32 protein-coding genes are annotated in these 21758 nt (G+C 49.6%); 11 read left to right on the forward strand and 21 right to left on the reverse strand.

Going from position 1 to position 21758, the window contains the following annotated elements:
- The first annotated feature begins 50 nt into the window (after positions 1-50).
- Complete coding sequence (locus C2U43_RS14390) at positions 51-287, forward strand: YebV family protein (protein WP_029139506.1); 237 nt, start codon at positions 51-53, stop codon at positions 285-287.
- Positions 288-389: 102 nt separating this feature from the next.
- Positions 390-581 carry a YebW family protein gene (locus tag C2U43_RS14395; RefSeq protein WP_103285358.1) on the forward strand — a complete coding sequence of 64 codons (192 nt, stop codon included), beginning with the start codon at positions 390-392 and terminating at the stop codon, positions 579-581.
- Here C2U43_RS14395 and pphA read toward each other — a convergent pair whose 3' ends face one another.
- Both pphA and C2U43_RS14405 read right to left on the reverse strand, forming a co-directional pair.
- Positions 582-1223, reverse strand: a complete 642-nt coding sequence (gene pphA / locus C2U43_RS14400; protein ID WP_103285359.1) for a protein-serine/threonine phosphatase — start codon at positions 1221-1223, stop codon at positions 582-584. It abuts the gene before it with no gap.
- 350 nt (positions 1224-1573) lie between these two features.
- Positions 1574-1963, reverse strand: coding sequence for a HumD family translesion DNA polymerase (locus C2U43_RS14405; protein WP_103285360.1), 390 nt, complete (start codon positions 1961-1963; stop codon positions 1574-1576).
- Between the two features lie 78 nt (positions 1964-2041).
- On the opposite strand from C2U43_RS14405, the gene C2U43_RS14410 reads away from it, so the two are divergent.
- Positions 2042-2284: a DinI-like family protein gene (locus C2U43_RS14410; protein ID WP_000497431.1), complete on the forward strand. Its 243-nt coding sequence runs from the start codon at positions 2042-2044 to the stop codon at positions 2282-2284.
- 69 nt (positions 2285-2353) lie between these two features.
- Here C2U43_RS14410 and C2U43_RS14415 read toward each other — a convergent pair whose 3' ends face one another.
- The 18 genes from C2U43_RS14415 to C2U43_RS14510 all read right to left on the reverse strand — a co-directional run bounded on the left by C2U43_RS14415 (position 2354) and on the right by C2U43_RS14510 (position 16288).
- Positions 2354-2770 carry a tail fiber assembly protein gene (locus tag C2U43_RS14415; protein WP_103285361.1) on the reverse strand — a complete coding sequence of 139 codons (417 nt, stop codon included), beginning with the start codon at positions 2768-2770 and terminating at the stop codon, positions 2354-2356.
- Positions 2770-3843, reverse strand: coding sequence for a gp53-like domain-containing protein (locus tag C2U43_RS30205; protein WP_442861423.1), 1074 nt, complete (start codon positions 3841-3843; stop codon positions 2770-2772). Before C2U43_RS30205 ends, C2U43_RS14415 begins: the two co-directional genes overlap by 1 nt.
- Complete coding sequence (locus C2U43_RS14430; protein ID WP_103285362.1) at positions 3836-4558, reverse strand: DUF2612 domain-containing protein; 723 nt, start codon at positions 4556-4558, stop codon at positions 3836-3838. Before C2U43_RS14430 ends, C2U43_RS30205 begins: the two co-directional genes overlap by 8 nt.
- The gene (locus C2U43_RS14435; RefSeq protein WP_103285363.1) at positions 4555-5736 is read right to left on the reverse strand and encodes a baseplate J/gp47 family protein; all 1182 of its coding nucleotides are present in this window, start codon (positions 5734-5736) and stop codon (positions 4555-4557) included. The genes C2U43_RS14430 and C2U43_RS14435 overlap by 4 nt, the downstream gene beginning before the upstream one ends.
- On the reverse strand, positions 5720-6100 hold the full coding sequence (locus tag C2U43_RS14440) for a hypothetical protein (protein WP_103285364.1): 381 nt from the start codon (positions 6098-6100) through the stop codon (positions 5720-5722). Before C2U43_RS14440 ends, C2U43_RS14435 begins: the two co-directional genes overlap by 17 nt.
- Positions 6097-6714, reverse strand: a complete 618-nt coding sequence (locus C2U43_RS14445; protein WP_103285365.1) for a Gp138 family membrane-puncturing spike protein — start codon at positions 6712-6714, stop codon at positions 6097-6099. The genes C2U43_RS14440 and C2U43_RS14445 overlap by 4 nt, the downstream gene beginning before the upstream one ends.
- A gap of 114 nt (positions 6715-6828) precedes the next feature.
- Positions 6829-7509 (reverse strand): DUF7424 family protein, encoded by a 681-nt coding sequence (locus C2U43_RS14450; RefSeq protein WP_103285366.1) that lies wholly within the window; start codon positions 7507-7509, stop codon positions 6829-6831.
- Between the two features lie 80 nt (positions 7510-7589).
- Positions 7590-8540, reverse strand: a complete 951-nt coding sequence (locus tag C2U43_RS14455) for a hypothetical protein (RefSeq protein ID WP_103285367.1) — start codon at positions 8538-8540, stop codon at positions 7590-7592.
- Positions 8540-8875 (reverse strand): hypothetical protein, encoded by a 336-nt coding sequence (locus C2U43_RS14460; protein WP_103285368.1) that lies wholly within the window; start codon positions 8873-8875, stop codon positions 8540-8542. The genes C2U43_RS14455 and C2U43_RS14460 overlap by 1 nt, the downstream gene beginning before the upstream one ends.
- Positions 8876-8878: 3 nt before the next feature.
- On the reverse strand, positions 8879-9682 hold the full coding sequence (locus tag C2U43_RS14465) for a phage baseplate protein (protein ID WP_103285369.1): 804 nt from the start codon (positions 9680-9682) through the stop codon (positions 8879-8881).
- Positions 9682-11478, reverse strand: coding sequence for a phage tail protein (locus C2U43_RS14470; protein ID WP_103285370.1), 1797 nt, complete (start codon positions 11476-11478; stop codon positions 9682-9684). The genes C2U43_RS14465 and C2U43_RS14470 overlap by 1 nt, the downstream gene beginning before the upstream one ends.
- Before the next feature lie 153 nt (positions 11479-11631).
- The gene (locus tag C2U43_RS14475; RefSeq protein WP_021571205.1) at positions 11632-12045 is read right to left on the reverse strand and encodes a hypothetical protein; all 414 of its coding nucleotides are present in this window, start codon (positions 12043-12045) and stop codon (positions 11632-11634) included.
- An 8-nt stretch (positions 12046-12053) separates the two neighbouring features.
- Entirely contained in the window at positions 12054-12485 is a 432-nt protein-coding gene (locus C2U43_RS14480) for a hypothetical protein (RefSeq protein ID WP_103285371.1), read from the reverse strand.
- Between the two features lie 10 nt (positions 12486-12495).
- Complete coding sequence (locus C2U43_RS14485) at positions 12496-13998, reverse strand: DUF3383 family protein (RefSeq protein WP_103285372.1); 1503 nt, start codon at positions 13996-13998, stop codon at positions 12496-12498.
- On the reverse strand, positions 13999-14487 hold the full coding sequence (locus C2U43_RS14490) for a phage neck terminator protein (protein WP_021571202.1): 489 nt from the start codon (positions 14485-14487) through the stop codon (positions 13999-14001).
- Positions 14484-14840, reverse strand: a complete 357-nt coding sequence (locus C2U43_RS14495; RefSeq protein ID WP_019076903.1) for a hypothetical protein — start codon at positions 14838-14840, stop codon at positions 14484-14486. The genes C2U43_RS14490 and C2U43_RS14495 overlap by 4 nt, the downstream gene beginning before the upstream one ends.
- A complete protein-coding gene (locus tag C2U43_RS14500) occupies positions 14837-15409 on the reverse strand; it encodes a hypothetical protein (RefSeq protein WP_103285373.1) in 573 nt (190 codons plus the stop codon). The genes C2U43_RS14495 and C2U43_RS14500 overlap by 4 nt, the downstream gene beginning before the upstream one ends.
- 387 nt (positions 15410-15796) lie before the next feature.
- On the reverse strand, positions 15797-16288 hold the full coding sequence (locus C2U43_RS14510; RefSeq protein WP_077764452.1) for a DNA-binding protein: 492 nt from the start codon (positions 16286-16288) through the stop codon (positions 15797-15799).
- Between the two features lie 231 nt (positions 16289-16519).
- Between C2U43_RS14510 and C2U43_RS14515 the strand changes: the two genes are divergently transcribed.
- The 8 genes from C2U43_RS14515 to C2U43_RS14550 all read left to right on the forward strand — a co-directional run bounded on the left by C2U43_RS14515 (position 16520) and on the right by C2U43_RS14550 (position 21494).
- On the forward strand, positions 16520-16756 hold the full coding sequence (locus C2U43_RS14515) for a helix-turn-helix domain-containing protein (protein ID WP_023277393.1): 237 nt from the start codon (positions 16520-16522) through the stop codon (positions 16754-16756).
- Positions 16753-18738 carry a transposase domain-containing protein gene (locus tag C2U43_RS14520; RefSeq protein WP_412096299.1) on the forward strand — a complete coding sequence of 662 codons (1986 nt, stop codon included), beginning with the start codon at positions 16753-16755 and terminating at the stop codon, positions 18736-18738. Before C2U43_RS14515 ends, C2U43_RS14520 begins: the two co-directional genes overlap by 4 nt.
- Before the next feature lie 95 nt (positions 18739-18833).
- Positions 18834-19772 (forward strand): AAA family ATPase, encoded by a 939-nt coding sequence (locus C2U43_RS14525; protein ID WP_044712162.1) that lies wholly within the window; start codon positions 18834-18836, stop codon positions 19770-19772.
- Positions 19773-19776: 4 nt separating this feature from the next.
- Complete coding sequence (locus C2U43_RS14530; protein ID WP_044712159.1) at positions 19777-20016, forward strand: hypothetical protein; 240 nt, start codon at positions 19777-19779, stop codon at positions 20014-20016.
- 2 nt (positions 20017-20018) lie between these two features.
- Positions 20019-20309, forward strand: coding sequence for a hypothetical protein (locus tag C2U43_RS14535; RefSeq protein ID WP_044712157.1), 291 nt, complete (start codon positions 20019-20021; stop codon positions 20307-20309).
- 12 nt (positions 20310-20321) lie between these two features.
- Entirely contained in the window at positions 20322-20573 is a 252-nt protein-coding gene (locus C2U43_RS14540; protein ID WP_023277388.1) for a hypothetical protein, read from the forward strand.
- A 7-nt stretch (positions 20574-20580) separates the two neighbouring features.
- Complete coding sequence (locus tag C2U43_RS14545) at positions 20581-21108, forward strand: host-nuclease inhibitor Gam family protein (protein ID WP_044712154.1); 528 nt, start codon at positions 20581-20583, stop codon at positions 21106-21108.
- Positions 21109-21191: 83 nt separating this feature from the next.
- Positions 21192-21494, forward strand: coding sequence for a hypothetical protein (locus C2U43_RS14550; RefSeq protein ID WP_044712152.1), 303 nt, complete (start codon positions 21192-21194; stop codon positions 21492-21494).
- On the opposite strand, the gene C2U43_RS14555 is transcribed toward C2U43_RS14550, so the two are convergent.
- Positions 21450-21719 carry a hypothetical protein gene (locus tag C2U43_RS14555; RefSeq protein ID WP_044712151.1) on the reverse strand — a complete coding sequence of 90 codons (270 nt, stop codon included), beginning with the start codon at positions 21717-21719 and terminating at the stop codon, positions 21450-21452. The two genes, C2U43_RS14550 and C2U43_RS14555, sit on opposite strands and share 45 nt — an antisense overlap.
- Positions 21720-21758: the final 39 nt, after the last annotated feature.

Below are 21758 nucleotides of genomic sequence, written 5' to 3' on the forward strand. Positions count from 1 at the left end.
ACGGCCTAACTGGTCGTACCACAACCAGCAAATTAACGGAGAGCACGATGATGAAAACCAGTGTGCGCATTGGCGCTTTTGAAATCGACGACGCCGAGTTACATGGCGAATCGCCGGGGGACCGAACGTTAACCATTCCGTGTAAATCCGATCCGGATTTATGTATGCAACTGGATGCCTGGGATGCCGACACCAGCGTCCCGGCCCTGTTGAACGGAGAACATTCAGTACTATTTCGCGAACACTACGATCGTAAGTCAGATGCCTGGATCATGCGCCTTGCCTGATTCAAAAAGAACCCGTCGCCAGACGGGTTATTTCTTGGTTGATTTCCCTCATCTATCAACATCTTCTACACTACAGGTATGGCTTTACCATTTGAGGATGGAATGTTCACGCTGGTTCTTTTTGTGTGCTATCTGGATGGCGGTTGTGAAGATATCGTGGTTGATGTCTACAAAACTGAGCAGCAGTGCCTGATATCGATGGACGATCAACGTATTCGTAACGGCGGATGTTTACCTGCGGACGACTACATCGACAGTTTCTGGCATCCGGCCCGGGAATACAGCGATTTTTGATTATTGCAGTTGTATCAGCGTTAACTCGCCGCCGAATACAGCACCGGTATCAATATAGTGTAGATTCTCGCGATCCAGCCGATGGCGCAACGGCGTGTGACCAAACCAGAAGTGATCCGCGCCGTGAATCGCACAACCACTGTTCATCAGTCTCGAGCGGTCCCACAGCACGCGCTGTAAATCGATCTCTTTTAGCCACTGATAATCATCATCCGGGTAATCGGCATGAGCAATAACGTGTATACCGTTCTGACAATGCAGCTCCAGAATCCAGGGTAACTGCCAACACGCTTCAAGAGCAAATTTCGCTGCCGGTTGCTCCGCCTGCTCGAACCACGAGCCTCCATTCATAAACCACATGAATTGATCCCCCGTCGCCAGCGCGTCCAGCGCCATCTGTTCATGGTTCCCCCTGACCGCGACAATCCAGCGTTTACGCAGTAGTTTCAGACAACGCAAACTGTCTGGTCCACGGTCGATAACATCCCCCACTGAAACCAGCAAATCCTGCCAGGGATCAAAACGGTACTGGCGAAGTTTAGCCATCAGCATCGAGATGCATCCGTGGATATCCCCAACCACCCAAACGTGGCGCCACTGCGTACCGTCGATTCGTTGATAGATATTGCCAGGTCGTCCCATGTCGCCTCCAGAGTACAAGGGTACCTGGTTATAATTTTAGCAATGATGGCAAAAAAGCCTGGACGATCGTGGGCAGGAGTATGGTATGGTTTATGGAGAATGCAGCATGCGATACGCCGTGTTTTGCCCTGGATGGCATCGCATTCGCCACATAAAAAGAGACCGAATACGATTCCTGTTTACAATTCAAAACGTAATAACTTATAAAATTCAATAAGTTAAAACCAAAAACCCACCAAAAAACACCTCCTAATACTTACTATTGTACCCATTCAAGATCAATCAGTTGCCATTGGTTTCGTGGTGTCGACGGGAAAAATTCGGGAGCCGAACTAATACAGCCAATATGATTACATTACCGGACAATCATCAAATTCCGAGTTCCTGGCATCATTAATGATGTAAGTGATCACCCCAAATATAGCGGGTGCAGAACTGTAACTGTCATCATCTGTTGGCAGTGCCTCCCTTCTCCCGTTATCCAGATTTACCAGGTGGGGCTGCGGATGAGTTCGATATCGCTTAATCCTGAACTCCCCGTCTATTGCACATATCAGCAGCGAGCCATCACAGGCTGAAAGTGACGCATCAACAACAAGCAGCGCCCCCTGGATTATCCCTTCCCTGAAATGTGAACGCGATGCCCGCATGAAATAAGTCGCTGCTGGCTGGCTGATTAGTTGCTGATCGAGGGAGATTCGTGTTTCAACATAATCTGCCGCAGGTGAAGGAAATCCCATGTTTACGCCCTCTCTTGAATACCGGATAAAAACACAGTATAAATACTGTATATCCATCCAGTAAAGGAGCAATGAGAAATGTTCGTGGAACTCGTTTATGACAAAAGGAATTTTGATGGTCTTCCCGGTGCAAAAGATATCATTCTGGGCGAGTTAACTAAGAGGGTTCACCGGATCTTCCCCGATGCTGATGTTCGGGTAAAACCGATGATGACACTACCGGCAATCAACACTGACGCCAGCAAGCATGAGAAGGAACAGATAAGCCGTACTGTTCAGGAAATGTTTGAAGAGGCTGAATTCTGGTTAGTGAGCGAGTAAAGTTTTTCAATATCCGCCACAGTTACATTTTGATTACGCTGTGGCGGATTTTCATTTTCGTAAACGTTCCTATTCCGGCTTCTCTGGCCATTCCGGTTTTGCCGGATCAATCTTCGTCAGTTCGTAACGATATTTTTGCCATGCCGTCAGCCGGGGCCTGTCCGTGTCATCGATATAATCGCCAGCGAGCGCGTCTGCGAGTGGGATAATGACCGAATCAGCCTCCGCACGTAAAACGTTAATTTTCGCCTGCGCTATGACCCGCATCTCTGCGGCTGTCGGCGGTGGCATATCAACCCAGCCCGGCATTCCGTCTGCTCCGGCTGCGCGGGTTTTCCCGACAGGCGGTAGCGCGGTAAACTCATTAAATACCGCATCATCAACTTCAATAGCATCTGATAAGTCCCAGCCTGCATCGTCATATAATGAACGTATAGATATCTCGAAAAACGCGTTATTTTTTGCTGAATAAATATAATTTTTCATCAGTACCCCAGGCCGAAATAAACGCCAGATGTATAGTTCGCTGACCCTGCAAAACGGGCAACAAATCGGTCCCGTTGGAGGGTTGAGTTATTAACGGCAATGTACATTGCATTGCCTGTTCCCGGCTCGTAATCCGCTGTAGCGAACACGCGCAGACATTTGTTGGGAAACGGGGTTTGAAACAGCGTTGTAATATCCTGAGAAGTGGTAGGAGCTGCGATCGCCCCCCACTTCAGAATGAACATGCCAGTTCCGGTATTGAAATCCGGAAGCGCCTTTTCACCAGTCCCTGCAATCGTTGACGAAAACAAATCCATCCCGGGGAGCTGCCCCAACTGGCTCCCGACATCACGCATAGCCGCCGACTTCAGGGACAAATACGCCCGCAGGCCAGCGTCATTTTTTCCTGACAGCCCGGTGAGTGTGGCATCAAGTGGTTGTTTACCTGCTAATTTATTAAGAACCGTGGTAGAAAAATTCGGGTCATTCCCCAACGCCTCAGCAAGCTCATTAAGGGTATCCAGTGCGGCTGGTGATGAGTCTACCAGGGATGATATTGCCGCTGAAATTACGGAAGGTACGCCAAGGTATTGCAGAATTTCAGTGTCACTGTGGTTAGCAAAATATGTCAACTGCGTTGACAGTGGTTGCTTTGCTGCAAGAGCTGTATCTAATCCAAGGTTTGCGAGACCGTTTTTTGACGTTAATACAGGAGTCCATTTTGCTGATGGCGGCGGGCTACCAACATTGGCATCTTGTAAGGATTGATAAGATTCACCGTTATGTGTACAGATCGAACCGATATGGTATTCCTGCTGTGCATGCCACTCTGGAACCCCCATTTGGTGCTGATACGCAATGAACTGACTCATTGCATACATTGCCGCATTGAAGTCCTCAAGCGAGGGGTGTTCGGAAGCGCCAACAATGCCCCATCCGCGAAGGAATGATGCCGTAATTTGCGAGGTCAGGTCGTCTGCCTGATTTGTTCCCCCAAACACAGTTCTTTCCATTCCCTGTGCATTAGAGGCAAAAGCCCGAACATTTCCCTGATATCGTGCAATCTTAGACATGGATTTTCCTCGAAAAAAAACCGCCCTGGTAGGCGGTATTAAACTTGCTGGCGAATCCTCTGGCCGAAGGGTTTCGCGAGAAACCGAATGTCAGACCAGGAGTCACCTGATAAAAATAATCGTATCGAACGCCCGCAGGTTTCGGCAGCAGGCCAAGCTTCACAATCAGGCGTAACTCTTCAACTGATACCCGCGGCGAAACGTTCAGCGCAAGCGTCATGTCTTTTCTGTCGGTCACGTAAGCTTCGCCGTTGAATGCCGTCTGTATAACATCCTGCAGGCTGACTCGATCGTCTGACGCTATCGTTGCGCCAGCGGCGTTTCGCGCAATTTTGACCCGGAGGAACCTGCGATACTCATTGTCAGCCAGTTGATAGTCGCCATATGCCGGCGAAAACTTGCTGTAGAAAGGTGCGCCGACATACGCCGCATTAGATTTACTATCGAAGCCTGCGGTATCCAGATGTCCGTCAAACCCGAAAAATACACGGGCAATAACAGCAGGCACGCTACGGGGAAGCCCAACTATCCGGCCAATCACATCAAGCCGGTATCCGGTAACCCGGTCGAGATCAAAGTTGTCTGGGTTACGAATAAAATCGGCGATGATTTGCCAGTGCCTGAGCATGGCCTGTATCTCTGACCTTGCTTTTTTCTTTTCCCAATACTGCTTGATGAGCATTAGCGTGTAGCGGTTAATGATGTCGTCATTCACTGTACCACCTCGTTAACGTCTATATTTTCCACACTCAACGTGAACTTTCCCTGAAAGCCTGGTGATAACTCAGCATCGGTGTACTCTGCCCCATTACTGCTGATTTGCAGATTGGTCAGCACAAAATTCACCCGTCCCACCCCATACCCATTCTCATAAAATTCATTGGCATCCACAGACTCACCAATATGCATGGTGCGTGATGCAAGAGATTTTTTGAGAGTATCGATATCTATCGGTTCGCTTTGGATCTTCCGGCGGGCATTAAGTCTGATATGAAGCGGCTTATAGATGGGCCGATCAAACTGAAGTTCATGGGCTATCAGAAATGAGGTGCCGTCTGGCCGAATCAGGGTTTCGGTGTAGCGACCGGTTATACTGCCTTTCGTTCCCGTTCCACCACCTTTCTGTTTAACCATGACCTCTACTATTTCTGATATCGCTCCCCCCTCAACGACCAGCCATATTGAATTGGCCGGGATCCCCGTCGTCGGATTATCAATTTTTGTGTCGTTCTCGCCGATATTCAGATCAATTACGCCTGTCAGTTGAGCAACTTTAGCGAAAACCGCCCCAGTGCTACCTGTTGCCGGGTTCTCAAGCGACCGGTTCCGGCGTTGCCTGAATTCTTCAGGCGTTTCCTCATCCCGACCGACCACAACCGCGGAATCAGAGATAATGCTCACAATCCCTGGTTCTGGTGTGAGTTGAGTGAAGGTATCGTTCACAAGCCCAGTAACTTTCCCAAAGTTTTGAGCAAAAAAGGTAGCTGTTGTGACGCCCGCCGGAACAGTCACGTCCTGTCGGATAGCCCAGACCTGATTTGCCTGGTCCCGTATCTTGTACCCGCTATAGAGAAGCATCGGCCTGTCTGTTGTGACTTTAAGGTCGCGCTGAGAACGGGATCCAGGACGAAGGAAAAGCCCGTGAAGTTTGGCGATAATCTGCTGCATATCACCAGTATTAAAATCGGGGTCCATTTGGGAATAAAGCCATTGCAGCGCGGCTTCAATATCTGCCCGAGCCTGAGCTTCGATTGCCACGCGTTGACCGTCGGGAGACTCCTGGTCTAAATCGATATCCTGACCATAAATTCCCTTATATCCGTCGCTCAGTTCCTGAAATAACTCCCGGAGAGTATTTGTCTCAAGGCCGTTGTCGCTAAACTGTAGTGCCATTCTTCAACGCTCCGTTGACCGGGAAAGTGATCGTCTGCTGGTCATAGACGGTCTCAATGCTGAGTTCGATTTTTTGTGACCGGGTGGCCTTATTGACCTCCATCGCAAGGGAGGTGATGCGCATAACTCCATCCGTCGCCAGCGTCACACGCTCTATCTCCCGCAGAATCTCCTGCTCGGTGTTTTTTTCTGATAACAGGTAAAGCCAGTCGATGTTGTCATCCATGTTGAGAGGGTTATCGTTTTTGAACGAGCGGATACGACATTTGGCTTTCTGCGCGATAGCTGCACCGCCGGAAATATAGTTTGCCTTCCCGCGCCCAAATCCCCAGTCGTCATTTTTATCCAGTGCTGAAACAATCATGAGATCTCCGTGACAATACCGTTGGTAACTGTGATTGTTTTCCCGTCATCGCTTCGAAATGAACCAGACACCCCAGACTTACCGCCTGTCTTTACCTGTGAATACTGGAGCACATTTAGAACATCGCATTCTTCCAGAGTCGTCTTGCCCCCTTTCTGGGTAATATTCCCTGTGAGATTTAAATCACCCTCATGGTCAGTATCCCCCTTCATCATCCTGTTCTTATTAGGGATATTGATCGCGGTAGCCTGTGGGTTAACCCCACACAGAGCGAAGCCATCTGAATAATCGTGCATACGCATTTCAAGTGGTGAAACAAAGTCGCTACCCGCATACCAGGCGTCATAACAACGCTCAGAGATAAGGACGAGGCAATAGTCACCAGCCGCAATTGGTTCGGCGATATAACTATCACCGCCTTGCAAAATTACCGGGGGGACTTCAATGAACTCTGGGAGTTGCTTGCTGCTCCCTTTCACAACCCGATTGATAACGGGAATGCAACTGATTGTTTTGTCATTTACAGACGTTATTTTTGCGACAACAATGGTGTGAACATCGGCCAGAGCAAATTCAACACCCAGGCCGATAGTGTCGTGAAGTTCTTCAACCATAAATTTCGCCCATAAAAAAACCCGCGATTACGCGGGTTTGAGAAACTAGTTATCTATGACGCCAAGTAGATATCCATGAATGAAAAAAAAGCCAACCTGAGTGGGCTTCGTCTATTATTGCTTCATGCCATCCATAAACCATGCAGATCGATTTTTAATGTCGGAAAAAAGCATTGATGTTGTGACATTAGATAGTGTCAAAGGAACCACTTTCCCCGCGCCAATTTCTATATCGTTTTCCACAATCACAGGGTCTTTCCCTATATATACCCCAACAAAATTCGCTGTAATTGTTTTATCGGTGTCATTCGTCAAATTAAGAGATAAAGATACATCTGAAGGAGAGAAACCTCCCGCAATGCTTGGTTTCTTTCTCGCCTGATCAAGACTTTGCTTTAGCTTTTGACCGAATGCGACATAAGCAAAATTTTTCTCAGTGTCACGCAACACCCTAATTTGACTTGTAGAGTCTGCCACCTTGTTGGCTGGGCCATATGCAATAGGGACTGAAAATGATGCAAAACTATTAAATTTTTTCTGAAAACATTCTTTAAACTCACTTTCAGGAATTATTTTTGCTATTTCATTCTTAGCATCAACTAATCCTTTCGATGGTTGGCGGGAATCCTCGTAACTATTGCAAGCGGGGACTTCAACATATAAATCTGCAGAACCTGTTTTTAGTTCGCTGCCCAACAATCCTGACAGGGGTATCGATGCCCCCATGTCAATTTTGCAGCCATTCAGTGCCAGCGCCGAGACCACTACCGCCCCCAATATCACTACCTTTCTCATATCACCACTCCTTTGCAAAGGGACTATGATGTTAGCACTGCCTAAATAAATAATTCCAATTGTTTGGGTAATGAATTCCTTTATCTAACAACGCGATAATTCCCCGCAGGCTGGCACACGATCTTCTGATACCATGCGGCCCCGTTGTTCTGCCCACTGGTTTCAATCTGGTATATCTTATAAACCCCGTTTAGCGCGGGGTTCGTTACACTTTCAACAGCGCAAAGCCCACCGATCACCAGCGTAGGATTCAGTTTCGTGTCGAATACTATTTGCCCTTTCGATTGAGGGGGTAGCGTGCTTGAGTCAACCTTATCTTTGCTACCGCCCCCTGGATCGGTTTCCGGGTCGTTAGTGGGCTTTTGCCCCTTCTGACCGCCGGCATCTTGTGCGCTAATCTTCGTTGCCTGAGGCGTATTTAGCAGACCGCTACGCGCATTCACGACTGGAATGTTACCCGATGTAACCTCATTAGCCTTTAGGATGTGGACACGCTCATCTTTGATGAAAAATGACTCGTCAGGCGCAAGGGTATCGGTAAGAATTTTACTGGAGCTACCTACCAGAACCTTCGGCCTGATAAGCGCCTGTTGCTTCGTCACAGAGCCTTTTTTCGTGTTTGGCATGTCCTGCAAAACGGAATCGACGACTTGATCCTTACCGCGCACCGTGCGCGATGTGAAGGAATTGATATAGTCGTGACCGCCGTCTTCGCATTCAAGGCTGACGATGTGGATCGCACCTTCACGTTTTACCGCCCCGCTTTTAACCGAACCCTGAAATACCTGGCGCAGCTTGCCGTCGTAACCAACCTCGAGTCGAACGGGGATATACTTCTCTTCATCTTCGGACTTGAGCAATTGCAGGCGTGTGGAGGGCTTTAAACCGTTGATGGACACACTCAACTTGCCGAGTGACTTCTTGTCCACGGTTTCCAGCGCCTTGAATGACATGGTGATCGGTGGCTCGATAATCACTGCTTGATTGCCGATCCCCACCGTCAGCCGATAATCACGGTAAAAAGTATCCATCACGGCACGTCTCCCCCGCGAATATCAATCATCTCTTCCGGCGTGACCAGATACATTTCGATGCGACCACTGGCGAAGTCATCAGCCCGATACGGGTCAATGCCGGAGCTGTCGGTACAAAGTAACGCGATATCGAAAGGCCAGTTCTTATGACGAAAATGAAGCGTTCCCAGCGACAACTTTACGCCATCGATGTAGTCATCGTTGTATTCCACGCGCATTTTCCACATTTCAACCGTGGGCAGGTGTCGAAGAGTAACCACAGCCTCGCCGCGGTCAAACAGGAGTACGTGGCGCTGGGTGGGCTCATCGGTTATGTTCGTTATCAGATCCAAAAGCTACCTCCCATAAAGTGATTTCACCGCGTCGACTGTCGCCTTCCAAGTAGATTTCGATTGGCCGGTTTTCCTGGAGTTATCTGCCGGGGTCTGCGCCCCCTTATTCGCAACGCCCGCCGTTTTTGATTTAGCAGCTACCGAGGGGGATTTGAAGTGCTGCTCTATCGGTGCGGTAGTCAGTTGCGTGAAGGTGATTTTTGTAAAACTGGCTTCAAACTTAGTTTCCATCGTCTGATTGTCAGTGCTAATAAGCAGCCCATTTAATGCCATATTTTCATGGGTGCGATAATCCACCTCCACGGAAATAAGCTGCTTTCCGTAGTACACACCCTCAATAAAATCGAGGAATTGCTCTCTGATACCTTTTGCGCCACCAGTAGACGGGTTGCCCACCAGACCAAACAGGTCGGCGCCTTTATCGGCCAGTCGTTTTGCCTTTAAGACAGCCTGCTCTGCGCGGTCGGCAATCTCATTCATTTTCTGCAACTGCTGCTGCGTCTTTGCGGGGATGTACTCCAGCACCTCGCCATACTTCGAATAATCTGGCATCAGGCTAAAAGAAGAGTTTGGTTTCGCATCGACATAGATATCGGCAACAACACCGCTGATTTTTATCGTCAGCGGGCCATTGATAATATCGTCAGACGCGTTACTGCCATCCTCCAGCACGTCTACAGGAACCTGAGACGGGTATTCAGTAGCATCGCTCACTCGGGCAAACATTGAGAACCCGCCGATCCCTACCTTTTTAACAGTATCTTTGCCCGAGGATTGCGCCTGCATGAGGCCGTCTAGAATTCCCATTATTTCCCATTCCTCGAAAACATTCGTTTGGCGTCTTTTTGTTGTTGCTGTGTACTATCAGCAACAGCGTTACCTGCCGCAACAGCATCAGGTGCAGTAACATAAATCTGCTGATTTGAACTGTATGAATTGTTGTAGGCAGCCCCGCCACCAGCGATCCCCACTGCCGCATTCATGCCGTATGGGATCCCACCCGGCCCGATACCACCGTTACCGCCGCCGGTTACACCCTGTTGCTGTTCATCCTCACCAAACCCGAAGAATGATTTCGTTGCGTTCCAGGCGTTTGAAGCAGCGTTGCTGATAATATTGCTGATGTATTCCCCCAGCCCAGCAAAGATGTTTTTCGCCCAGTCAATAAAAGCCGTGAATGGTTTTTTCATCAGTTCGACGCCGTTATCGAAGATTTTTACCACATCCCCCCATGCACCTTCAAAATCGCCAGTGACTAACTTCCATAGTGCTGAGAACATCAGCTTCGTGTTTTCGATGGCAGTAGTGAATACATCAACGACAAACGAGCCGGCATCGCCAAACACGTATTTAATCGCATCACCAACGACACCAAATGCACCAGTGATAAACGCTATAAGAGAATCAAAGACATTCTGCGCATCCTTCATCGCATCCTGAAAATCACCCGTAAACGCACCTGTGATGAGATGCCACACCATCCTGAACATAGAGGCAATCGCATCAGCAAGCGGTTTAAACACGCTAATGGCGTAGTTTATGAAGGCCATGAGCGACGCTTTCGCCTCTTTCAGTGCGGGAACAATATCTATTCCCCAGTTATCTTTGAAGAAATCAGCAATAACACTTTGGCCTCCCTGCATTGCCACCACAAGGTCGTCGATAACAAGCAAGATCCCAACGATTGCTGCAGTGATCAGGAGCACGGGGGAGAAAATAGTGGAGAGCACCGTTCGCAGCCCGATAGCCGCGATTTTCCATATCACAAACCCGGCTGTTGCCAATCCAATGAGAGGCAATAGGCGTCGTATCATGCCCGCCACTGAAAAAATTATTTCGCCTAAATGATGCAGGCCGTTCTTTATCAGGTCGGAGTTTGTGTGAAGCCACTCCCTCATGCCGTCAATGACCTCCTTCAGTATGGGAAGAAAACCGAGAGCTACCTGCGTGGATACAGAGCTATAGCCCATCCGAAGATCTTTAAGAGAGTTATTAAACTCGGCGGCGGCATCAGCTTGCTCCGTGGTCACAACTCCCCAGTCACGGGCCTGTTTGAGTGATTTATCCAGTTCTTCACGGCTAAGTGAGAGCATCTGCACCATTGAGCGATCAATGCCCATTTTATCCAGGACGGAGAACTTTTCCGCCTGACTCATGCTGCGCATTTTATCCGATAGCTCGATGAATGTTTGCGTAGCATCTTTAACATTGCCACTGGCGTCCTTGAACTGTAGCCCAAGGCGTTTGCCAATATCCGCCATTTCACCTTCGCCAGTTGAGATAAATTCACCAATTCTCATAGTCATTTCGCCTATGGAACTGGTGACTGCCTCCATGCTGGAGCCGTTAAGCTCTGCCACACGGCCAAGCTCCTGCAACCCTTCCACAGAAAGCCCGGTCTCGCGGTGGAACTGTACAAGCGGATCGAGGCCGTCAATGATAGAAGTAAACCATGCAGCCATCGCCCCCGCCGAGCCCTGGATAGCGGCTCCCATGCCAGCGAGCAAGCCTATGGAAGCTTTCAGATTCGCATTGAATGTTTCCTGCGGCGCCAGATTACCGATAAAACCGAATTTGGTAATAAGCTCGTTAACTATCGCCATTCCGCGCCTTCTCCATCTCGTAGTGTTGAATGTCTGCGCTGATATTCTCGAACTCAAGCATGTCAAACAGATCTGGTGTGTCTAATTTAACTAGTTCGTGATAGGGGCCGTATCCGGCCTTTGACAGCGCCAGATACATGCTCATGTCGTCGCTTATGTTCGAGGCTTTAACGTAAATTTCTGAACGTCTGGAGCTTCTGAACGTGAGTTCATATTGCTCCCGCCCATAAAAGGCAGGCTGATAACCTGAAGCGCTGTTGTGATTAGCATGACGTAATCACCAGGGTAGGATTCGAAGTGTTCCGGCTGCTTGGACAGTTGCACACCGTCAAACAGAACGTAATCGAACATCAGGCGTTCAATTTCCTCGAATCGCTCTGAGTCCAGAAACTCAAGAGACTGCCGCGATAACTCAGAGGCAATGCCTGTGAAGAAGGCAAAAACCTTGCGGCGTTTTTTGTGCGTCATCGCTGCAAAGTCGTAGCGGTTGCCGTTAATCTCAGCAAAACCGTCATCGTAGACCGCCTTGATCATCTCGAGTGCTTTTTTCTGCTGTTCTTTAGACATATCTGGCCTTATACGTTACGCACGACATTGCGGTACTCAATGGTGTATTCCATTAGTGCGTTAACGTCCTGGTTGTTTTTGGTTTGCGTCGGTTGTGTGGTGATAGAACCGGCCTGAAGATCGTAGGTTTCCTTCAGTGCCGCGCCGTCGCGCACGAACGACTCTTTAACTGAGCCGTTAAAGACAACGGGGATCGCGGCGTTACGCTGCTGGTTAAGCCAGATATCATCGTTAGAAAATTTCTGGACACGTATCACCATCACATGCACCCCGGCATCAACACGCCCCGAGATTGTGACGCCGTTATTCGCACTATTGGCGCGGCTTGTAAGCGGATTGGATGGCGTCAGCGTGACGTAGTCCCCCGCAGCGATATCCGTGATGATTCGCCCATTCAGAACGATGGTCGCGGTATCTGTACTGATAACAATCTGAGACATTTACCGCTCCTTATTTATTGAAATTGATGATGATATCGGCACTGTGAACAGCACCAGCATTCTTCACTGCTACCTGAACAACCGGGGATTTGCGTTCCTGCCTGTCTGCGGTTGACTGGTCTTTCAGGTCACCGGCCAGCACGTAATACCCGTTTTGCTCGATATTTCGCAGAAACATATCCCGATCCCCGAAGAAGTCAGGCAGCGTCCAGGTACCCGGATTGAACACCCCAGCCTTCACAAACCCATGCGTGGTTTTCTCTACACAGTCCTCTAACTGATCAACGCCATAATAGGTTTGTGGGACTTTAGTCGGCGTGGTTTTAAGGAGGTTGAAGGAATCCGTCTGCACTGCGTCAACGTAGGCCATCAGGTTATAGACGTTGTCGACAAAATCATTAGCACCGCTCGACAGCACGCAGGGAACGTCTTTAATCGTGGTGTAGATGTCGAGACCTACGCGCTTCGCTTTGTCGATCTCCGTCTGCTCATAACTTTCGGCCGGCACATTCATCGTTTTGAGGTGCAAAGTGATTGCAGTGCGCTCTCCGTTGAAATTAACGGTATGCGTGCGCGCCATATAGCTGACACCAAATTTCCGGTTGCCTGCTTTGCTGTAGAGCATGCGGAAATTACTCTGGCTGGCGAGTGTGACCGCCCATGCCGGATTAGACGGATCAACTTCCAGAGCAGCGGAGCCGGTAAACGTCTCATACACGATTACCGCGTTCGCTTTAGCCCATGAAGCGATCAACGGCACCTGCGCATCGAGAATTTTGTCGATGAAGGCCGCGCCTTTTACGTTGACCTGCGCTTTGAGTTTGCTGAGAGATTCCAGTTGTGTTTCAGGTGAAATCTCAGTTGATGCGCTACCATTTACCAGCGAAGCGCCGGAACCCTCCGCAACCGCCAGCAGATCGCCAATAAAAGAGCCACCATCCAGCACTGTCGGATAACCAACAACAGAGTTAGTCCCTGTCGATTTGCTGGTAATCGCTATACGGCTGCCATCAAAAACAACCGATGCAACATCTGGCGTAATTTTCGCCTGGATTTGGGCGATGACATCTGCCAGTGTCGTCGCCGTCATGCCATTAATTTCGGTCACATCGTGCTTCGTACCGTCAATCTCAATACTGAATGACCAGTCAGACTTCTCGCGTAACGCTGGCAGTACGACTGCCTGAGAAATCTCACCGCCACGCAGTACACCGCTGGTCGCAGGCAGCGTTTCCCCGGCAGCGTTCCAGTAACCGACGATCAGCGTGCCGCCCGCGGATACCGGGTTAGGACTGGTCCCGAAAAACACATTCGCAAAAGCTGCGGTGACCGAAGAAGCCCCCCAGTCCTGTTCGACAGCAGATGCACTTTTGTATGAACGCCAGCGTTCAGCGGTGCTCAATACCCCCGTCTGGCTGGTCAGAATTGCGCAGACGTTGATGTTATCGCGCGCCGCCGCCCGCCCCTCTTCGAGAAGCGTCACATTAATGACGTTATTAATTGATGCCGACATTTACTTGTCCTCTAAAAATTGAAACTGCGGCGTATCGATGCGCAGTGTCTGCACGTCCCGCGCAGGGGCATACTGAACATTGAAACTCAGGTGAACACGGTTGCCGTGGGACTGTCCCAGAAGTTGCCCCACATCGATGATGTTTGAGACGGCCATGATGGTGAGTGAATGCGTGCGGCGCAGTTCGTTGGCGTGCTGGCTTTCACTCAGCATCAGGAAGCTTTCAGCATTGACGTAAGCCTTATCCCCGTAAAACTCCAGGGCAATCGCGTGACTCACTGAGGCGCTATAAGTCATCACTTCAGCGTCACCATTAAAGCGCTGGCCCCGGGCCAGCACTGATTGCGGTAGTGAGCCGTTTACCACGATATAACTGGTGGAAAAGTCGGACGCCTGCACGTTCCGGCGGTCGAACTTGATCAGTTGCTCGTCGTAGTCCAGAAGGTCACGCACGAAACGCGCGACCGCTTTCAGATGGGGTTGTGTCATGGCGTTGGCACCAGTAGCGGGAGCCGGGTTTCCTCAGCTATGACGGCGCAGAATCCATAATCCATGTAATCAGCCGGGGACACGACCTTGTAGTCCTTCCCGCCCCTCTCGATAAACTGACCGGTTTCAATTTTCAGCCGCGCGTGAATCAGCAGATACTCTTTCGACCAGTCCAGACTATCCAGCGTCAAATTCTCTTTGTTCGCACTTTGCACCACCGCCAGAATGTCCTGGCTGCTAACAGTCACGGACGGTTCAAAATCGATGGTGGTTTCAGTACGGGTTTTGAGTTTTACAGGCTGTTCCCAGCCGATTAACGCGTCGCTCATATCAAGGTCTGATAAGTCGCTCACTTACGAACCTCCCACGTTATGGCACCACGCAGGGCGCCTGTATCAATTAACGGCGCAGACGATCCTTTAGCCTTTTTAGTTGCAGCAGTGATATCTGGCCACGTGCCATACCCGGCAGTCTCAAAGGCCTTCACGCTGATATTTCGCGCCGTCGCGCCTATCAAATTTAATGCGGTGTCAGCATCCATACGCCCGGAGCCTACGGCTTCACAGGCCTTTTCGATTGCCCGGTTAATTTCCGACTTTTTGAGGGTGAAAGGAGCGCGAAGAAAGGATCGTTCAGGAATCGTTATCTTGTGAGCCGCTGTAAATCCGCTAACCGGACCCATGAAGGTCTTGCGGGTAAACGTAGCTTTTCCACCGGTTGCCATATACCCCGTCCCGCCAGGGTGATCGATTTCAGCACCGAACTCGTGAACCGCCCCGATCTCAATTATCGATGTTCCGTCATCGTGGGTTTTATTTCCCACCTTGCCCGCTGGCAAACCTACGGCGACGTAATGGGTTTTCATCGCCTGAAGGTTCTTCAGATATTCCGTGGTTAGTCTTAAGGTTTCTTCTGGCGTCATGAGAAACACTCCGCCCTAACGAATCGCCAGCACGTGGACGCCCACCAGCTTACGTAACCTGATGTATTCCTGGCCGTAAGAACTGGAGGCATAACCATTGACTAGTGACAGTGATGTATGGATCAAACGGAGTAACCGGAAACAACCGGGAGTTCGAGGAAACAAACGGGAGGAAACCTTGAGTGGCAAGGCTTAACGATAGGTAAAGCTAGTCAACTGGTAGAAAACCACCCAATATGACAATTTTAGATCGTTCGACAACAAAGTTAAAAAGGTGTCATATATAGTTAGATCGTACTGCCGACTGTTTAATGGGATTTAAATTCGGCTTAAAACGTTATCACATGGAGGTTCAAAACAAAGCCAGCCAATTGGACATTTCTGTAATCAGCCAGCCTTGTTTTGCGTGCTTACGTTCGACGCTGGGCTATCCTTTTCAATGGAATCACATTGTCCGAAAATCTCTTTCTGTCGGACCGGATTTGAATCAGATAACTCAAGCACCGCAGGCATAAGCATCTTTAAGCCACCAGTGATAAATATCTCCATGACAGCTTCACGTTGGGCTTCAGTCATCCCCTGATAAATCATCATCCAGAGTGCTTGCTTCTCATCATTTGCTAAGCCACTTTTTGTCTTGAAATCCTCAACTCCCATAGATGGCTGTCCTTTGTTGCTATACCCAAGATAATTTTGGGTCCGTGCAGGCAATATCGATATATGGTATTCCGTGGCTTTAGTCCCTCCTCGTTTCCGCCGCACTCCGTCCAACCCTTCTGCGAGTTTTTCTAACTGCTTACGTACATTGGATACTCCACTTGGGAATCCGGGCATCCCCGCACACTCTTGAGCCGTAAACCAAGTTTGCTCATTCATCATTACCTCCTGTTTCCGATTTTTTCTGGCTCACAAAAAATTCGATTCGATTTTTTATGGTGTAAAAACATGCTTTCACAAAAATCAAAGACTTAAATTCGATTTATTGAGATTTGATTAAACCGACAAAAGACCGACAAAAAGATTGAATTCGATTTTTTGTGTGTTATATTTTTACACGTAAAGGTGAGCAGTTTAGTTCACCGCAACGAGTAAATATTTAAGGATCGCAGAATGATGACCAAAAGCCAAGACTGGCACCCTGAAGACATCAAAGCAGCGATTAGAAAACGCGGAATGACGACCAGTCAGTTATCCCGTTGTCATGGGCTAGCGGAATCAACATTACGTAACGTATTCCGTCACCACTGGCCCAAAGGGGAGAAAATTATCGCTGACTTTCTCAACATGGAGCCATCAGAGATATGGCCTTCGCGTTATCAGAATCTGACTGTTAAAGAGGTTGCATGATGGAGTTTTGGGTATCAGTGAAAGAATGCGTTGGCGTCTGTGGTTTCCCACAGGCTGAGTCTAATGCACGGAAAAAACTTGAGGATCTGGTTTGCGGTCGCAGTGAGCTACGCCGCAAACGTGCCGGCACCAAAGCATTTGAATACCACATATCAGTATTGCCACCAGAAGTTCGTGCTGAATTGCTGGCAACTCGTGGTTTGATTGAAACCTCATCCGGACTCATTACTTTGCCGCAAGAGCCTGAACGTGTGGCTGCTGACGACCTTGATCGTCAGCGTCTCTGGTCAGCCTGGGAGAAAGCAACAGGCGAACAGCGACTGCATGCAGAGCGTCGCACGAAAGCTGCCGCGCTGGTGGCTGAGCTGATGGCATCAGGTGTTGGCAACCGCAAAGCTATTACCCTTGCTGCCAAGCAACTGCAAATCAGTGAAGGAACGCTGCGCAATCTGTACTACAAAGTGAAGGACTTCAGCCCTGACCTCTGGGGACCGGTACTGCTCGATCGCCGCGTCCGCGAAAAACGCGTGACAGGACGTTCGGCTGAAATCTCTGATGATGCCTGGCAATTCTTCCTGGGCGATTATCTGCGCAACGAAGCCCCGTTTTTCTCCAAATGCTATGAACGGCTCGAAATCGCAGCAGAAACACATGGCTGGACCATACCGGCTGAACGTACCCTGCGTCGTAAGCTGGAACGTGAAGTTGATCCGCGCATTGTCGTTGCCACCCGTGAAGGTGAAAACGCCCTGGCACAGATGCACCCATCACAACAGCGCACCGTCGCGCAGTTGCATGCAATGGAATGGATTAACGGTGACGGTTATCAGCACAACGTGTTTGTCCGCTGGTTTAACGGTGAAATCATCCGTCCTAAAACATGGTTCTGGCAGGACGTCCACAGCCGCAAAATTGTCGGCTGGCGGGCTGATGTATCAGAAAACAGCGACAGTATCCGCCTGTCACTCATGGATACGCTGAAAACCTACGGGAAACCACAACACATCACGATAGACAACACCCGTGCAGCGGCGAACAAATGGTTGTCTGGTGGCGTTCCTAACCGCTATCGGTTCAAAGTCCGTGAAGATGACCCGATGGGGATCATTCCTCTGCTGGGTATCAAACTGCACTGGACTGGCGTTATCGGTGGTAAAGGCTGGGGCCAGGCTAAACCCGTAGAACGTGCCTTTGGTGTGGGTGGTCTGGGTGAGTACATAGATAAACACCCCGCACTGGCTGGCGCATTTGCCGGTGAAAACGTCAGTTCCAAACCGGAGAACTACGGCAGCCGCGCCGTTGATGTTGAGACGTTTATGGAAATTATCAGTGAAGGTGTCGCCATGTTTAACAGGAAGACCCAGCGTAAAACGGAAATGTGCCGGGGTGAACTGTCCTTTGATCAGGCTTTCGAACAAAGCTACAGCCAGGCTGTGATCACCCGTTTAACTGAAGAACAAATCCGCCAGTTCATGCTGCCGGCAGAGTCGGTTCGCGTGAAACCGACCGGAGAATTCACGATGGAAAGCGGCGGCTCCCTGTTTGGCCGCAAGAACACCTACTGGAGTGAGCAACTTGTCAGCCATCGCTCCCGCAAAATTACAGTCCGTTTTGATCCGCGCAACCTTCACAGTGAAGTGGCCTGTTACGACCTTGATGGCCGATTCCTCTGTATGGCGGAATGTCGCGCCGCAGTGGCGTTTGGTGATACCGAGGCTGGTCGTGAACACAACCGCGCCCGTCGCGAAATGATGCGCAGCACGAAGAAAGCAGCGAAGGCACTAAACCGCATGACAGCGATCGAAGTTAATGACCTGCTACCGAAGACAGAACATGCAGAGTTACCGGAACGTCATGTTGTTGAGCGCGTATTCAATATGGGTAATACCGTCAGACGTGTGCAGGAAATGCAGGACACGCAAACCGAGAATGACGTGATTTTTCAGACATTCGTTAATAAAGCAAAGCAGTCGCAGAAATAAAAAAAGCGACGTTGCGAGCGCCGCTTTGAATTAAGTGAATCAGTTTTAACACCTGATTAAGTACAGGCCATTCGAAAAATACAGGATTAATAATCATGACGCAAATTAACCATGATGTTGTGCGTAGTGCCATTCGTGAATTAATTGACAGCAAAGCGATTTCAGGCGCAGCTCTGGCACGTGAAACCGGCACCTCAACGGCTACGGTTTCTCAGTTTCTGAACGGGAAATATAAGGGCGATAACGATACAGTTGCCGCCAGCCTGAATACCTGGCTGGAAAGCCACACTGCCGCGAAAACCTCGCTGCCAGTAGCTCCGGATTTCGTTGAAACACCGACCTCACAAAAAATTCTCGCCACCCTGACGTGGGCGCAACTGGCCGGAACGATTGTGCTGGTATACGGCAATCCCGGCGTCGGTAAAACAAAAGCCATCAGACAGTATGCCGCGACAGGCAACAACGTCTGGCATATCACCGCCAGCAAGTCCCGCAGTAACGAACTGGAAACGCTGTACGAACTGGCGCTGAAAATGGGGATTTCTGATGCACCATACCGTCGCGGCGCATTGTCCCGTCTGTTACGCCAGCGTCTGCCGGATACGCGTGGTCTGATCGTCGTGGATGAAGCTGACTGGCTGAGTCTGGATGCCGTTGAAGAATTGCGAATTCTCCAGGAGGAATGTGGCGTGGGGCTGGCACTGGTGGGTAACCACAAGGTCTATGACCGTCTCACCGGTGGCCAGCGCAGCGTGGACTTTGCCCGCCTGTTCTCCCGCGTGTCCAAGAAGTACGTCATCAATACCGTTTCCGCTGGTGACGTGGACAGTTTCTGCGATGCCTGGCATGTCTGCGGACAGGAGGAACGGAAACTGTTGAAGATGATCGCCCGTCGTCCCGGTGCTCTCCGTTCTCTGTCTCACATCCTCCCGCTGGCGGGGATTTACGCGCAGGGCAAGGGTGAGACCATCGGCACGTCACACATCCAGTCTGCGATGCTGGAACTGGGTCACAGCAATCTGAACGAGGAATAACACCATGATTACTGAACGTATTGCAGAACACATCAGCATGGCAGAGGCGGCGCAGAACTGGCTTCGCTCCCGTGGTAGCCGTGTCACTGACGTTCGGGTTTTCATGCGTCGCCCGTTACTGGAGATTGTCTGCCCACCAACAGATCTGGTGCGTAGTGCATCCCGTATATCGGAAACACACAACGGCGGCACCCGCTCCGTCTGGGTAGCCAGTCTGGAGGGTTGCCGGGTTATCTGGAGGTAAGTATGGGCTGGAGTACGGGGAGAGCCTGGTCACGCGAAGAACTCCTTATTCTGGAACAGAACGCGGGAAAGGTAAGTGTAAGCGGTCTGGCGCTGCAACTGGGGCGTTCTAAACAGTCCGTGCAGAATTGCGCCATTCGGCAGGGTCTTTCGCTGCGCATCAGAGCAGGAAATGATGACGACGCATATTTGTGTCGTGAGCTTTACAAGGAGGGGCTGACCATCTCGGTTATCGCCGAAAAAATGGAAATGTCCCGTAGTCAGGTATTTAACATTATTTATAGAGGTAATTAACGGAGGTGTGAGATGGCTAAACAGGTAATCACCATTATTCTCGAGGATGATGCGGTAATTAAAAACGGGGAAATGGTTAAAACCGGTGAGAACTCAGGAAAGCTCGCTATCAGTTTTCACCTTAACAACGCCAATGATGATGGTTCATTTTCGTATCTGGTTGCGGAAGGACTGTCAGCTATTTTTCCAATGGCTATCCAGCAGGTCACTGAATTTGCAAAACAGAAAGTTGATCTGGATAACCGTAAAATTATTAAACACTGAGGTTTACATGAAAGCACCCAAAAAGCCCCGCGCAAAATCAGCCGCTGCTGTCGCCGTTCCTCAATGCCGCGATGACGTAATCAGCGACATCCGCAAGATTGGCGATATTACTCGTGTCATTCTGCGTCGTGAAACGGAACTGAATGACAAAATCGCGGCCCTGACAAATGATGTTGCGCCTGGTATTGAAGCGCTTAAAAAAGAGCTTGGTCGTCTGCAAACTGGCGTTCAGACATGGTGTGAAGCCAATCGAGCAGAACTGACGAAAGACGGCAAGACCAAGACGGCTAACCTGACAACGGGGGAGGTTCGCTGGCGTAAACGCCCCCCCAGCGTCACCATTCGCAAAGTTGAAGATGTTATTGCGTTACTCAAGAAATTCAGTCTGGATAAATTTCTTCGCAATAAAGAGGAAATTAATAAAGAAGCAATTCTTGCATCACCGAATGAAGTTAAGGGAATTGCAGGAATATCCATTAAATCAGATGTTGAGGATTTTGAAATAATCCCATTTGAACAAACAGTCACTGACTAATTAACTGCCTTAAGTTTCCAATATATTAATACGGCATGCCTGCCGGGGCTTCGTGCACCCGCAGGTAGCCAGAAGAGGAAAACATGAACAAATATCAATATAAAGATGTGGACGAGGCTCTGAGGGCAGCGGGAATGCTGGAAAGGATTAGAACCATTGTCTCAACAGCAATAGAAAACGGCTGGTCAGTCAGTGACGTGATGAAAACTATTCAGCGTGAAATTGCGCTGATTACAGACGAATTTGATGCGAAAAAAAACAAAGCTCACGACGACATGGTGAGGCGTGAGCTTGGCCTGGATTCCTCTGCGGTTATACACCCGGAGGATTATCTGCGGACGTTATTCAGAATCGTGGCGTTGGGTGGTCGGAGGAAAGGGTCTTGAATCCCATAACTTATTGAATAGTGTCTCGATGAACTCCCCCGCATCACTGCCGGTTCGTTCATCTTTGTAGCATTCACGCAGAGAATAAGCAGTACGTGTACGGGCAATAATGTCATTAGCATCCCGCATGTCGATAACGCCTTTTTCGACGAGCTTAATCAACAGATTACCTGTGAGAATAAAGGCTGCGATATCAAAGTTCTTGTCGGTCGGTGCACCGGACATAAGTTGCTCCTTAGGTTGTAATAAATATGGCGGCTCACT

Origin of the sequence: Citrobacter freundii complex sp. CFNIH9, from assembly GCF_002903305.1 — a bacterium.
In the GTDB taxonomy this organism is placed as follows: domain Bacteria; phylum Pseudomonadota; class Gammaproteobacteria; order Enterobacterales; family Enterobacteriaceae; genus Citrobacter; species Citrobacter portucalensis.

Excerpts from the sequence above, each read along its gene's own strand:
- C2U43_RS14390 (WP_029139506.1), top strand. The coding sequence starts at position 51 with ATGAAAACCAGTGTGCGCATTGGCGCTTTTGAAATCGACGACGCCGAG.
- C2U43_RS14395 (WP_103285358.1), top strand. The coding sequence starts at position 390 with ATGTTCACGCTGGTTCTTTTTGTGTGCTATCTGGATGGCGGTTGTGAA.
- pphA (WP_103285359.1), bottom strand. The coding sequence starts at position 1,223 with ATGGGACGACCTGGCAATATCTATCAACGAATCGACGGTACGCAGTGG.
- C2U43_RS14405 (WP_103285360.1), bottom strand. The coding sequence starts at position 1,963 with ATGGGATTTCCTTCACCTGCGGCAGATTATGTTGAAACACGAATCTCC.
- C2U43_RS14410 (WP_000497431.1), top strand. The coding sequence starts at position 2,042 with ATGTTCGTGGAACTCGTTTATGACAAAAGGAATTTTGATGGTCTTCCC.
- C2U43_RS14415 (WP_103285361.1), bottom strand. The coding sequence starts at position 2,770 with ATGAAAAATTATATTTATTCAGCAAAAAATAACGCGTTTTTCGAGATA.
- C2U43_RS30205 (WP_442861423.1), bottom strand. The coding sequence starts at position 3,843 with ATGTCTAAGATTGCACGATATCAGGGAAATGTTCGGGCTTTTGCCTCT.
- C2U43_RS14435 (WP_103285363.1), bottom strand. The coding sequence starts at position 5,736 with ATGGCACTACAGTTTAGCGACAACGGCCTTGAGACAAATACTCTCCGG.
- C2U43_RS14440 (WP_103285364.1), bottom strand. The coding sequence starts at position 6,100 with ATGATTGTTTCAGCACTGGATAAAAATGACGACTGGGGATTTGGGCGC.
- C2U43_RS14445 (WP_103285365.1), bottom strand. The coding sequence starts at position 6,714 with ATGGTTGAAGAACTTCACGACACTATCGGCCTGGGTGTTGAATTTGCT.
- C2U43_RS14450 (WP_103285366.1), bottom strand. The coding sequence starts at position 7,509 with ATGAGAAAGGTAGTGATATTGGGGGCGGTAGTGGTCTCGGCGCTGGCA.
- C2U43_RS14455 (WP_103285367.1), bottom strand. The coding sequence starts at position 8,540 with ATGGATACTTTTTACCGTGATTATCGGCTGACGGTGGGGATCGGCAAT.
- C2U43_RS14465 (WP_103285369.1), bottom strand. The coding sequence starts at position 9,682 with ATGGGAATTCTAGACGGCCTCATGCAGGCGCAATCCTCGGGCAAAGAT.
- C2U43_RS14470 (WP_103285370.1), bottom strand. The coding sequence starts at position 11,478 with ATGGCGATAGTTAACGAGCTTATTACCAAATTCGGTTTTATCGGTAAT.
- C2U43_RS14475 (WP_021571205.1), bottom strand. The coding sequence starts at position 12,045 with ATGTCTAAAGAACAGCAGAAAAAAGCACTCGAGATGATCAAGGCGGTC.
- C2U43_RS14480 (WP_103285371.1), bottom strand. The coding sequence starts at position 12,485 with ATGTCTCAGATTGTTATCAGTACAGATACCGCGACCATCGTTCTGAAT.
- C2U43_RS14485 (WP_103285372.1), bottom strand. The coding sequence starts at position 13,998 with ATGTCGGCATCAATTAATAACGTCATTAATGTGACGCTTCTCGAAGAG.
- C2U43_RS14490 (WP_021571202.1), bottom strand. The coding sequence starts at position 14,487 with ATGACACAACCCCATCTGAAAGCGGTCGCGCGTTTCGTGCGTGACCTT.
- C2U43_RS14500 (WP_103285373.1), bottom strand. The coding sequence starts at position 15,409 with ATGACGCCAGAAGAAACCTTAAGACTAACCACGGAATATCTGAAGAAC.
- C2U43_RS14510 (WP_077764452.1), bottom strand. The coding sequence starts at position 16,288 with ATGATGAATGAGCAAACTTGGTTTACGGCTCAAGAGTGTGCGGGGATG.
- C2U43_RS14515 (WP_023277393.1), top strand. The coding sequence starts at position 16,520 with ATGATGACCAAAAGCCAAGACTGGCACCCTGAAGACATCAAAGCAGCG.
- C2U43_RS14520 (WP_412096299.1), top strand. The coding sequence starts at position 16,753 with ATGATGGAGTTTTGGGTATCAGTGAAAGAATGCGTTGGCGTCTGTGGT.
- C2U43_RS14525 (WP_044712162.1), top strand. The coding sequence starts at position 18,834 with ATGACGCAAATTAACCATGATGTTGTGCGTAGTGCCATTCGTGAATTA.
- C2U43_RS14530 (WP_044712159.1), top strand. The coding sequence starts at position 19,777 with ATGATTACTGAACGTATTGCAGAACACATCAGCATGGCAGAGGCGGCG.
- C2U43_RS14535 (WP_044712157.1), top strand. The coding sequence starts at position 20,019 with ATGGGCTGGAGTACGGGGAGAGCCTGGTCACGCGAAGAACTCCTTATT.
- C2U43_RS14540 (WP_023277388.1), top strand. The coding sequence starts at position 20,322 with ATGGCTAAACAGGTAATCACCATTATTCTCGAGGATGATGCGGTAATT.
- C2U43_RS14545 (WP_044712154.1), top strand. The coding sequence starts at position 20,581 with ATGAAAGCACCCAAAAAGCCCCGCGCAAAATCAGCCGCTGCTGTCGCC.
- C2U43_RS14550 (WP_044712152.1), top strand. The coding sequence starts at position 21,192 with ATGAACAAATATCAATATAAAGATGTGGACGAGGCTCTGAGGGCAGCG.
- C2U43_RS14555 (WP_044712151.1), bottom strand. The coding sequence starts at position 21,719 with ATGTCCGGTGCACCGACCGACAAGAACTTTGATATCGCAGCCTTTATT.